Annotated in this window: 9 protein-coding genes; 6 read left to right on the top strand and 3 right to left on the bottom strand. The window is 39.0% G+C overall.

The genetic code is table 11. The annotated features are described in order from the left end of the window. Window positions 1-39 precede the first annotated feature (39 nt). Window positions 40-3,246 (top strand): TonB-dependent receptor, encoded by a 3,207-nt coding sequence (locus MTF66_RS08875; RefSeq protein WP_138621433.1) that lies wholly within the window; start codon window positions 40-42, stop codon window positions 3,244-3,246. A gap of 327 nt (window positions 3,247-3,573) precedes the next feature. Then, window positions 3,574-6,723, top strand: a complete 3,150-nt coding sequence (locus tag MTF66_RS08880) for a TonB-dependent receptor (protein ID WP_138621909.1) — start codon at window positions 3,574-3,576, stop codon at window positions 6,721-6,723. Between the two features lie 48 nt (window positions 6,724-6,771). On the opposite strand, the gene MTF66_RS08885 is transcribed toward MTF66_RS08880, so the two are convergent. Further along, the gene (locus MTF66_RS08885) at window positions 6,772-7,203 is read right to left on the bottom strand and encodes a MarR family winged helix-turn-helix transcriptional regulator (protein ID WP_138621907.1); all 432 of its coding nucleotides are present in this window, start codon (window positions 7,201-7,203) and stop codon (window positions 6,772-6,774) included. A 152-nt stretch (window positions 7,204-7,355) separates the two neighbouring features. Between MTF66_RS08885 and hmgA the strand changes: the two genes are divergently transcribed. Both hmgA and maiA read left to right on the top strand, forming a co-directional pair. Then, entirely contained in the window at window positions 7,356-8,657 is a 1,302-nt protein-coding gene (gene hmgA, locus MTF66_RS08890) for a homogentisate 1,2-dioxygenase (RefSeq protein ID WP_055011950.1), read from the top strand. Between the two features lie 7 nt (window positions 8,658-8,664). Continuing rightward, a complete protein-coding gene (maiA, locus tag MTF66_RS08895) occupies window positions 8,665-9,294 on the top strand; it encodes a maleylacetoacetate isomerase (protein ID WP_138621905.1) in 630 nt (209 codons plus the stop codon). On the opposite strand, the gene MTF66_RS08900 is transcribed toward maiA, so the two are convergent. After that, window positions 9,291-9,524 (bottom strand): TIGR02647 family protein, encoded by a 234-nt coding sequence (locus MTF66_RS08900; RefSeq protein ID WP_008464346.1) that lies wholly within the window; start codon window positions 9,522-9,524, stop codon window positions 9,291-9,293. The two genes, maiA and MTF66_RS08900, sit on opposite strands and share 4 nt — an antisense overlap. Window positions 9,525-9,628: 104 nt before the next feature. On the opposite strand from MTF66_RS08900, the gene MTF66_RS08905 reads away from it, so the two are divergent. After that, complete coding sequence (locus tag MTF66_RS08905; protein WP_054201254.1) at window positions 9,629-9,931, top strand: DUF1496 domain-containing protein; 303 nt, start codon at window positions 9,629-9,631, stop codon at window positions 9,929-9,931. A gap of 97 nt (window positions 9,932-10,028) precedes the next feature. Further along, window positions 10,029-10,340: a VF530 family DNA-binding protein gene (locus MTF66_RS08910; protein WP_010389056.1), complete on the top strand. Its 312-nt coding sequence runs from the start codon at window positions 10,029-10,031 to the stop codon at window positions 10,338-10,340. Between the two features lie 40 nt (window positions 10,341-10,380). Here the strand turns inward: MTF66_RS08910 and MTF66_RS08915 are convergent, their stop codons facing one another. Beyond that, the gene (locus tag MTF66_RS08915) at window positions 10,381-12,009 is read right to left on the bottom strand and encodes a diacylglycerol kinase family protein (RefSeq protein WP_138621904.1); all 1,629 of its coding nucleotides are present in this window, start codon (window positions 12,007-12,009) and stop codon (window positions 10,381-10,383) included. Window positions 12,010-12,180 lie beyond the last annotated feature (171 nt).

Raw genomic sequence — 12,180 nt, forward strand, 5'->3', positions numbered from 1 at the left:
AGTTTCTAACTTAAATCATCTAAATGGGAAATCAACATTATGACTAAGCTTCGCCTTTCGAAATTAACTGGAGCAGTAATTCTTGCTCTAGGAGTTTCAACAAGCGCTATGGCTGCTGACACCTCGTCTGCAATGCGTGGTAAAATAACCACACCTTCAGGTGCGAGCGCTGCAAACGTTAAAATTAAGGTCGTTCATCAGCCTACCGGCACAATCAGTGAGCTAACCACCAATGAAAGTGGTACTTTTATAGCCAATGGTTTACGTGTTGGTGGACCATATACAGTGATCATCGACTCTGATACGTTTAACGATACCACCGTTGAAAACATCTTTTTAAACCTTGGCGAAACTTACCGATTAACGTCGCAATTAGCACCACTCAATATTGAAAAAATTGAAGTGTCTGGTTATAAAATTGTCCAACAATCGGGTGGTTCTAGCAGCACGTTTGGTGAAGATACCATCAACAACATGCCTAGCTTTAATCGTGACATTAAAGACATCGCACGTTTAAACCCACTTGCTAGTATTAATGGTAGCGGCGAGCTAACCTTTGCCGGTAGCAACCCACGTACAAATGGTTTAACTGTAGATGGTATTGGCCAAAATGACGACTTTGGTTTAAGTTACGGCGGCTACCCTACTTCGCAGCCCCCTGTAGCCCTTGATGCGATTGAGCAGATCTCTGTTGATGTTTCTCCATTTTCAGCCTCTAAAGGCAACTTTGGTGGTGGTACTATTAACGCGGTAACTAAGTCAGGTACTAACGAACTTAAGTTTTCTGGTTTTTACGAAACATCAACACCAGATATTGCTGGCGATGTAGACAGCATATCTCAAGTGTTTGCTGATAACCGCCCTGTTTTAGATGACGATGGTCACCGCACATACATTGTTGAACAAGTAGAACCTAACCAAACTGAAAAACGCTACGGTTTTAATGTTGGCGGCCCACTTATAGACGATACCTTATTTTACTTTGTTAACTACAATAAATGGTCAAGCGAACTAGATTTAGATTATGGTTTTGAAGGTTCAGGCGCAACCAACGAATACGATGTGAGTGAAGAAAGCTATAACCGTTTCCTTAATATTCTAAATAACGAATACGGCTTAACAGACTCTCTTGGAGGCGACCCTAAAGACACCAACGAAACATTACTTGTAAAATTAAGCTGGAACATTGCTGATGATCATCGCTTAGATTTTACCTATCAGTGGCAAGATGACAAAGATGAAACAAACTTTGGTACTGGTGGCACATCAGTTCAGTTTGCATCAAGTCGTTATACCTACGCAACCAAGTTTAATAACTTTGCTACTAAGCTATATTCAGATTGGAACGAAGACTTTTCAACTGAAATCGGTATTGCATACAAAGATGTATCATCGAGAAGTTTAACAAATTCTGATATTGGTAGCGTTAAAGTTGAAGAATACTTCCGCGGACCTTCTTATAACTTTGGTACCGATGAGTTTCGCCATGCAAATAGCTCAGCAACAGAAAATTTAACACTTTCTCTTGATGCCACTTATTTAATGGACGAGCATGAAATTAACTTTGGTATGCAATATGAGTCGTTAAACTTATACAACCTTTTTGCAGCTAACTCACTCGGTTCATGGGAATTTGATAACTTTAATGGTTTCGAAAATCGTGAAGTAGGTAACTACAAAGGAAAGTACGATTTTAGCTACAGCAATGCCTTTACAAATAACCCTAATGACACCGCTTACGACGCAACCCGTAATCAATTAGCACTTTACATTGAAGATACTTTTTATGTTGGTGATGATTTAGAAGTAACAGCAGGTGTTCGTTATGAGCGTTTATCTTCTGATGATAAACCAACACTCAACGAAAACTTTTTAAACACCTATGGCTTTAGCAATCAAGAAAACCTCGATGGGTTAGATATTATTCTACCGCGTATTGGCTTTAAGTATTTCGCTACAGAAGCATTAACAGTTAACGGTGGTGTAGGTCGTTTCCAAGGTGGTATCCCTAACGTTTGGTACAATAACTCATTCCAAAACGATGGCATTACTTTTGTAGATGCACCTCAAAGTGCTATTAACGATTATTATGCTAATAATCAAGCTGATATCACTCAAGTACCAGATGCCATAAAAGGCTCTTTAGTTCAAGGTGCAGGTAGCACAAACTATGTTGACCCAAATTTTGAACTACCGTCAAGCATCCGTGCACAACTTGGTTTTGAGTACGACTTTGATTCTGAGTTATTAGGTGAAGGCTTTAAATGGCAAGCAGAAATTGCTTATCACAAAAAAGAAAACGAAGCTGTGTGGCATAACACCGCCATTAAACCTGTAGGTGTAGCGGCAGACGGCGAACGTATTATCTATGAAAGTATTTACAGCGGTGACTTAGCTGATAACTTTGATATCGCAATGACTAACTCAACTGATGATGGTCGTTCTGTTATTATTTCAACAGCACTTGCTAAAGAGTGGGAAAATGGCCTTTATATTTCAGCAAGCTATGCACATCAAGATGTAACAGAAGCGTCTTCAGGTTCTTCATCACGTGCACAAAGCAACTATCAGTACAATATCACTAAGAGCCGAAATGAAGACTTTGCTGCCCGTGGTGCATATGAAGTAGAGCATAGCTTTAAAGTTAATTTAGCGTATAACACTGAGTTCTTCAGTGGCTATGCCACAAGATTTAATGTGTATTTTGAACGTCGCTCTGGTCGTCCATTTAGCTATACTATGGGTATGTATCAAGATAGTGACTTAGGTGATACGCGTGACTTTTATTCAAGCTCAGCTTATTTAGCGTATATTCCAACTGGTGCAGATGATGCAAACGTAAACTGGGATGAATCAGGGCTATCATGGAGTGAACTTGAGACACTACTTAATAGAGCGGGTATTTCTGAGCGAGGTCAAATCTTAGGCCGTAACTCAGGCACGCAACCATGGGTTACCACTATGGATATTAGCGTTAAACAAGAGATCCCAGGTTTTGCAAAAGGTCATAGCGGTGAGGTTTACTTTATGATTGATAACTTTGCCAACTTATTAAACAGTGACTGGGGCGTAGAAAAGCGCTTAGGTTTCTCTGACCAAGCAGTTTACGACTTTGGCGGCTTAGACGATCAAGGTCGTTATATAATTGATAGCAGATTTAATGGCGCTGATGTTCGTAACTATAGCCAATATCAAACTAGCTCATCAGCTTGGCAAGCTAAAATCGGTGTTAGCTATAAGTTTTAACCTATAACTTGCACATCAAAAGCTCATAAAATTAAAAAAGCCATTACATGCATGTAATGGCTTTTTTTATGGAAAAAATAATTTTTCATCTGTTTGTCATAAAAACTACTTACTATCTGCACGGTAAAATATTGAAACATAGATAAAATGCTAAATTTCAAAAATAAAGTGTTTTATAATAAAAAAATTACAGTTGTATTTTATTTGTAACAAACAAATAAGGTACACTATGTAAGTATTTTGGATTAAGTGTATTTTGCGGTCGCTTAGTCCAAAATTAAAATAAAAAAGCTATTAAAAGTTTATTTAACTACACGGGAAAATAAAATGAAAATTCAACTTCGCAAAACAGCTCTATCACTTGCTATAGCAGCATGTGTTGGTGTGAGTGGTGCTGCAATTGCAAACGAAACAACTTCTGCAATTAAAGGGCAGATTATGGGCCCTAACGGTAACCCTGCTGCCGGCACTAAAGTAAAAATTTTACATGTGCCTTCTGGCTCTGTTAAAACAACGCAAGTAAATGACGCTGGTTACTTTACTGCTAAAGGTCTTCGTGTTGGCGGCCCTTACAAAGTAATCGTAGACTCAGACATCTACGCTGACCAAGAGTTCAATAATATTATTTTGAACATTGGTAGCGACTACCCTGTTAATACTTCACTTGAAAATATCTCAGATATTGAGCAAATTGTTGTTACAGGTCGCCCTATCAGCACTATGTCTGGTGGTACGGGTCCTGCTTCAACATTTACGTTAAGCGATCTTGAAAATCAACCAGCTATTAACCGTGATTTAAAAGATATTATTCGTATTGACCCTCGTGTTGCTATCGATGATAGCCGTGGTTCAATCAACTGTGGTGGTGGTAACCCACGCTTTAACAGCTTAACCCTTGATGGCGTTCGCATGAACGATAACTTTGGCTTAAGCTCAAACGGTTACCCTACAATTCGCGCTCCATTCTCTTTTGATTCAATCGAGCAAGTAGCAGTAGAATTAGCACCATTTGATGTTCAATATGGTGGTTTTACATCATGTAACATCAATGCAGTTACCAAATCTGGCGGCAACGACATTCACGGTGGTGTATTCTACGATTACACTAACGATTCAATGAAAGGCGATAAGATTGAAGGTAATGACGTTGATAACGGTGACTTCAGTGAAAAGCGTTATGGTTTCAACGTTGGCTTACCACTAATCAATGATACGCTTTTCTTATTCACCTCTTACGAAAAACTTGAAGGTGTTAAACAGTTTAACTATTCATCTTTAGTGTCTTCTGCAGAAATTGATGAAATTAGACAGATTACACGTGATGTTTACGGTTACGAAGCCGGTGCTACACCAGCAAGCTCACCAGTAGAAGATGAAAAAATCTTAGTAAAATTAGATTGGAACATCAACGATGATCACCGTGCTAACCTAATTTATAACTACAATGATGGCTTTACTTTATCGCAATCTGATGCTGATGGTGATGAGCTTGCATTTAACAGCCACTTTTATGAGCAAGGTGCTGAGTTTACTTCAATTGTTGCATCACTTTACTCTGATTGGAATGATGATTTCTCAACTGAAGTTCGCTTAGGTAAATCAGAGCTTGACGCTCGTGTTGAATCTTTAGACGCGGCAAGCAGCTTTGGTGAGTTCCAAATCAATACTAAAGCTGCCACTGTTTACGTAGGTCCTGATGACTCTCGTCAATCAAATGATTTAAACTACGACACCACAACAGCTAAGTTCTCAGGTACTTACTACCTTGATCAACACACGATTACTGCTGGTTTTGAGTATGAAAAGTTAGAAGTATTTAACCAATTCGTACAGCATACTGAGGGTGAGTGGCGTTTTGCATCTATCGATGATTACAAGCAAGGTATAGCAAGTGCTGTGTATTACAATAATGCAGCAGGCACAAATGATCCAACAGATGCAGCTGCTAACTTCGCTTACTCACAAAATACATTCTATGTACAAGATGAATACAGCTTTTCAGATATCGATGCATCATTAACATTTGGTCTTCGTTATGATAGTTATTCAAGCGATGACAAACCAGCATTAAACCAAAACTATACTGATCGCTACGGTTTTAGTAACCAGTCAACGTTTGACGGTATTGATTTAATTCAACCACGTGTAGGTTTTGAGTGGTATGCAACCGATGCACTAGAAGTGCGTGCAGGTGTTGGCTTGTTCTCAGGCGGTAACCCAAATGTATGGTTGTCTAACTCATATTCAAATGATGGCATCACAAATATCGGAGCTAGAATTGGCGATATCAGTAACTCTTACGTAGTAGGTACTGGTGACGATGCTAAAACATTTGTAGATTTATTTGATACACCGAATGTAAACGGTGGTACGCCAGGTTATGAAGTTCCACAAGATATGTTTGATAAAGTAGCGAATACTGAAATTGGTTCAGGTGATGCTACAACAAATGCAGTAGATCCTAACTTTGAAATTCCATCAGAATGGAAATATTCGATTGGTGCAACCTACACTACTGAAAACGATTATGTAATTGCTCTAGATTACCTTTACACTGATAAGCGCGATGCAGCTACATTACGAGATATCGCACTTCGCCCTACTGGTGAAGTAAGTTTTGACGGTCGTCCATTGTATGAATCAATTGAAGGTCGTGATGGCGAGCTATTATTGACTAATGTTAACGGTGATAGCGGTTCATCATCAATTATTTCAGCAGCAGTAAGCAAAGCATTCGATAACGGCGTAAGTATGCAGTTCTCTTACGCTTACACTGATGCTGATGATGTAAACCCAATGACTAGTTCTGTAGCCAGCTCAAACTACGGTAACCTAGCAACATCAAACCCGGGTAACCCTGGCGTGGCATCTTCTGATTACGAAATCCCACATCGCTTTACATTAAACCTAGGTTATAAGCACGAGTTCTTTGATGGTTATAACACTCGCTTCAACCTATTTGGTGAAGCATACAAAGGTTTACCTTATAGCTTCACATTTAACGGAAGCGATAGTGCATTTGGTGACGCAAACTCTAATCGCTCGCGTCAATTGCTATATGTACCGCTTGAAAACGATCCTAATGTGATCTACGACATGAGTGCTGATGAAATCAACGAGTTTAACGACTTTATCGCATCTGAAGGTCTTAAGCGTGGTGAAATCGCAGGTCGTAACCAACAGAACTCTGATTGGTTCGTTAAATTTAACTTTAAAATTACTCAAGAGTTACCAGGCTTTATGGACGGCCATAAAGGTGAAGCATTCTTCGTAATCGATAACTTAACTAATATGTTAAACGATGACTGGGGTGTATTAAGAAAAGGCTCATTCGTAGGTAATAGAATGCTTAAAGTTAAAACGAATGATCAAGGTCAATACGTCTACTCAGACTTCAGTGCACGTAGTGCTGAGCAATCTGTTCAACGCGATGCCTCTTTATGGGAAATGCGTGTAGGTGTTCGTTACACGTTCTAATTTGATTAATTAAATTAGTCTATTTAAAAGCCCACTTTGTGGGCTTTTTTATGCCTGTAATTTATTTTTTAATTTTTCAAAAATAGCGATTAACTGGCTTTGTTCATCATCCGACAAGCAGCTTAATAATGCACGCTCCCACTGCAATGCCTGTGGCGTTATTTTTTCATACAAAGCCATGCCCTTATCAGTTAACATTAAAAATGCAGCGCGCTTATCATACTTATTTAACTCACTATAAATAAGCCCTTCATCTATTAGCGTTTTTACTGCCCTTGATACTGTCGACTTATCCATATCTGCTTGAATACATAACTGTTTTGCTGTGCTTTGGCCTGATTGCGCTAAATTAGCCATTATTCGCCACTGAGGAATAGTTAAATCAAACTCTTTTTTATAAATACTCGAAAAATCATTACTTACCTGTGTTGCTAAGTGTGTTATTTGATAGGGTAAAAATGTCGTTAAATCTATTTTCATATTGAATCACTTATTTATTTACATACGACTTTTATCTGTTCACTTTTATTTACAACGGTCATAAGCAGTGTATTTGATATTAGTCTCACTTGAGAGTATCTTAGCGTAAATAACAAAAACATAACACTCCCCCACTTTCACAGGAGTCTGTAATGGCGACACGATTAAACTACATGACCGGCTTTGGCAATGAATTTGAAACCGAAGCGCTGCCTGGTGCATTACCGATTGGGCAATTCAGTCCGCAAAAAGTAAAATATGATTTATACGCGGAGCAATTCAGTACCACTGCATTTACCGCTCCGCGCTCTGATAACCGCCGCACTTGGATGTATCGTATTCGCCCATCGGTTGTGCAAGGCGATTATACAGCCATAGACAATGGCTTAATTAGAACCGCTCCCATTACCGAAGTACCGACTCCACCAACTATGCTCCGCTGGGATCCAATTGATATACCAGCAGAACCCACTGACTTTATCGATGGCTTAATCACTATGGCTGCCAATGGCAGCGCGAATGGGCAAGCCGGTATTGGTATTCATGTGTATGTCGCCAATAAATCCATGGACAAGCGCTTTTTTTATAATGCCGATGGAGAAATGTTATTTGTACCGCAACAAGGTGAACTACTACTTAAAACAGAACTTGGGCATTTAACTATTAAAGCCGGCGAAATTGCCGTTATTCCGCGTGGTATTAAATTTCAAGTAATGTTACTAACCGACACTGCCCGTGGCTATATTTGTGAAAACTACGGCCATGCCTATGTCCTTGCTGAGCGCGGCCCTGTGGGTGCCAACGGTTATGCGAATGATCGTGACTTTCACTATCCAGTAGCGGCTTTTGAAGATATTGAGGGTGATTTTGAACTGATTGCTAAATTTAATGGCAATATGTTTCGTTGTGATATTGGTCATTCTCCTCTGGATGTTGTTGCTTGGACAGGCAATAGTGCGCCTTATAAATACGACTTAGCTCGCTTTAATGTCATGAATACCGTTAGCTTTGATCACCCCGACCCTTCAATCTTTACCGTACTCACTTCACCATCGGGTACTGAGGGCGTTGCGAATATCGATTTTGCTATTTTCCCACCGCGTTGGATGGTGGCTGAAAACACTTTCCGCCCGCCTTACTATCACCGTAATATTATGAGTGAGTTTATGGGCTTAATAGAAGGGGTATATGATGCAAAAGAGCATGGCTTTGTGCCAGGTGGCATGAGCTTACATAACTGTATGTCGCCGCATGGTCCTGAAGCAGACGTATTTGAAAAAGCGTCAAACGCCGATTTAGAGCCACAACGCTACGATAATACGTTGGCGTTTATGTTTGAGTCACGTTATGTAATATCGCCGACTAAATACGCATTAGAAGGTAAAGAGCGTCAAGCTAATTACACTGATTGCTGGCGCACAATCAAAAAACACTTTAATGGCAATCAAGGATAATAAGATTATGAAGCTTTATACTTATTTTCGCTCATCTGCAGCGTATCGTGTTCGAATCGCATTAAATCTAAAAAATATTGATCATCAATTGGTACCTGTTAACTTATTAAAATCAGAACAACAAAGCACAGATTACTTACAGAAAAACCCTCAAGGGCTGTTACCGGCTTTAGAAACAGAAGACGGCGTATTAGGTCAATCTCTAGCAATTTTAGAGTACCTTGAAGAGCAATACCCTGAAACACCATTACTGCAAGGTAATGCTTGGCAAAAAGCACACATTCGCAATTTAAGTTATGCAATTGCCTGTGATATCCATCCTATTGATAATTTGCGAGTGCTTAAATATTTAAGTAGTGAACTTAATGTTGATGATGAAGCAAAAAATAAGTGGTACCGACACTGGGTTGAAGTTGGTTTTGATAAAATAGAACGCATGCTTGATAGCAAAAATACATTTTGCGCAGGCGACTCGCCAAGCTTAGCTGATGTATGTTTAGTGCCACAGGTATTTAATGCCATTCGCTTTAAAGTAGATATGGCTGCCTACCCTAAAATAGCAGCCGTTTATCAGCGTTGTAATGAGTTGACCGCCTTTATTGATGCAGCCCCAGAAAATCAACCCGACGCAAACTAACTTTTTAACGCACTGTGTATTACAGTGACGTGCTCAATTAAGTCTAAGCCCAGATCAGTTAAATAACCGCCATCTGGGCTATCAATAACGCCTTTATCAAACAAACGTTGTGCTGCGCTCAGTAAAGCGGGTTCAGCATCTGAATGGAGTTTAATGCCCTGCATTTTGCTTTCGCGTGGGAATTTGGCAAGTAGTGTAAATTCGTCAATCATCGTTTGATTAAATAGCATATGTGTTCACCTTTTTATTGTTCTGTGTTTTACTGAAGTTGTCTTACTTACCCTAGCATGTTTTTTTGCTAAGTGTAGTTATTTTAAACACCTTGAGGTTATTCATGCGTTATTATTTTACTTTTATTATTGCTGTTTTATGCTTGTGTTTTTCAGCTTTAAGCTACGCTAACACAATACAAACGCTTCCTATTGTTGATGCTACCCAGCTTATAAACACTAATACTGAGTGCTGGTATGATAATAAACGCTATAGCGAAGGTGCCATACTGCAAGTTCATTCTGTTACCCTTATTTGTGCTGCTAAATACCCCCAACATAACAACAGTCAGTTAATTTGGCTAAAGCTCGATAAACAAGGTAACCTTATTTATCCTAAGAAGCCCTCTACTATTACTGTAAATTAATCAAGATTAACAATCTGGGATTTGTCAGCCATCTCTAAACTATTAAGATGCGGTGGGATACGCTACAATACATGCAGTTTAAAAAAGCAGTGTGACTATGAATAATCAACCAAAAAACCCGCTTCATGGGGTAACTTTAGAGCAAATTCTTGTTGAACTAGAACAACGTTTAGGCTTCAAAGCAATGGGCGAGCAAGTAAATATCAAATGTTTTACAGATTCGCCAAGTATAAAATCAAGCTTAAAATTTTTACGTAAAACGCCTTGGGCAAGAGATAAAGTAGAAGCGCTTTATATCCATACCATTAATAACAAGCCGTTACGTAAGCCTAGAAATAAACCGACTAAGCAGTCAGAATCCTCACAACCTGATACATCAGGTTTTGTATGGCCTTCTATTAAAAAATAAAAGGCTCATAAAATAACAATGGCGTAATACATACGCCTTTCTAATCAGGTGTTTGCTCTTGGCATATTACATTTAACGACGCTGGGTGAATTCTCACCACCACTTTATCTGCAGATTTAACCTCGCCATCAATCACGTAATTTAGCGTTTCATCTGCGCTTATTTCTACACGTTTTGCATTGGTATAATGCGAGTTAATAGCAAGATGCGTTTGCGTAATACTGCTAAACATCAGCTCAGCAATACTTAATACCGTGGTTTCATTATCTTTGTTTGGCGTTAGCCAATTTACATCCAACAACCCATCGCGGTGGTCGGGTTGCCCGCCCCCTTGCGCTAATAACGTAGTGAATGGGGCAGCATTTGCCACAATAAAACTATTTGTATTAATAGTCTCAGGCTCATTATCATCTAATTTAACTATTAGCTGTTGCGCTTTATTTTCGCCAAATGAGTGTAAAAAACCATTTAAATAAGCAAGTTGACCTGATTTATTTTTAGACTCTCGATCCGCTTTTTCAATCATTGCATGCTCAAAACCAATACCAATTAATAATAGCATCAGCTCATCATTACAATACGCGGTATCAATAAGGTTAGCTTGACCATCAATGATTAAATCACATGCTTGCTCAACAGGAATAAATTTAGATTTTATCCCCATTAATACATGAGCGAGTGCATTTGCTGTGCCCAGTGGTATTATTCCTAATCGACAAGACGTACCTACCAACACACTGGCAACCTCAGTTACAGTTCCATCGCCACCACAAGCAATAATAATATCGGGGTGGCTTTCTATAGCCTGTTTAGCCAATGTAATGCCATTTTGTTCTGGCGTAGTTTTTAAAATGGTTAAATCGTAATACGCAGATAAACGCGCAACAATTAAATGCTCTTTTTCAGACCACAACTTAGTGCCTGAAACCGGATTAGCAATTAAGTACGCTTTGTTTTTTATCAGTAGCTCCCCCTTACGGTGGCGCTTAACTAAATGGCGTAATTGGCGTTTGTTAAGGTTCGCAGTTTCACGTGTTTCTTTTATTTGTGCAAGAATATCATGCACATCCGCATCTTTATTTTGACTCAATAAATATGCCGCCATAACAAACACCGAGCGTCCACGCCCTAATGCACAATGCACCACAACACGACGGTCTTTTTTAATATGATGATGTATCCAGTTAATGGCTTGGTTTAACTGTGAGTGTGTAGGCACACTGTGATCAAGAACAGGAATATTTAAATAATCGATATTTTCTTGCGTAGATGTCCATTCAAGGCCATCAAATTCACAGGTAACGTCCAAAATAGCGGTAATGCCATTTTCTTTCAATGTGTCTATATCAGAGGGGAATAAACGACATGCTAAAAATAGGTTATCATTTATTTGCTGAATAGGCGGTACTTTGTCACGCTTACGTGACCATGCATTATAAATTTGCGCACCTAATAAAAAAGGCACAAAGGCCCAGCGAATGTAAAAAGGGATAACGCCATTTTCGCGTTTTCTAAATACTTTCCCTGCGTTGAAAAAATAAGCGCCGCTGACTAATAGTAGCGAAAGTGCGGTCCAAAAAAACACAACTGCAAAGTAAATGGAGTTAACCGTTAATCCCAATACTATAAATACCAATGCTGTTACAAGATAACTTACTGCAGCCCACATAATTTTTCCTTTTTATTGGTGTTACACTTTTAAATGATCATCATATCCAGCAATCATTATGCCATAGTAAACTTAGGTAGTAACTTAGCTAGCTACCTGCTCTGTATCGATAGTTCTAAGTTAAATCAACATAAGAAAGATTAACATGGTATGCAGTTTTTACATCTCATC

It is taken from the genome of Pseudoalteromonas sp. 2CM39R, assembly GCF_023161845.1.

Excerpts from the sequence above, each read along its gene's own strand:
- MTF66_RS08875 (WP_138621433.1), top strand. The coding sequence starts at position 40 with ATGACTAAGCTTCGCCTTTCGAAATTAACTGGAGCAGTAATTCTTGCT.
- MTF66_RS08880 (WP_138621909.1), top strand. The coding sequence starts at position 3,574 with ATGAAAATTCAACTTCGCAAAACAGCTCTATCACTTGCTATAGCAGCA.
- MTF66_RS08885 (WP_138621907.1), bottom strand. The coding sequence starts at position 7,203 with ATGAAAATAGATTTAACGACATTTTTACCCTATCAAATAACACACTTA.
- hmgA (WP_055011950.1), top strand. The coding sequence starts at position 7,356 with ATGGCGACACGATTAAACTACATGACCGGCTTTGGCAATGAATTTGAA.
- maiA (WP_138621905.1), top strand. The coding sequence starts at position 8,665 with ATGAAGCTTTATACTTATTTTCGCTCATCTGCAGCGTATCGTGTTCGA.
- MTF66_RS08900 (WP_008464346.1), bottom strand. The coding sequence starts at position 9,524 with ATGCTATTTAATCAAACGATGATTGACGAATTTACACTACTTGCCAAA.
- MTF66_RS08905 (WP_054201254.1), top strand. The coding sequence starts at position 9,629 with ATGCGTTATTATTTTACTTTTATTATTGCTGTTTTATGCTTGTGTTTT.
- MTF66_RS08910 (WP_010389056.1), top strand. The coding sequence starts at position 10,029 with ATGAATAATCAACCAAAAAACCCGCTTCATGGGGTAACTTTAGAGCAA.
- MTF66_RS08915 (WP_138621904.1), bottom strand. The coding sequence starts at position 12,009 with ATGTGGGCTGCAGTAAGTTATCTTGTAACAGCATTGGTATTTATAGTA.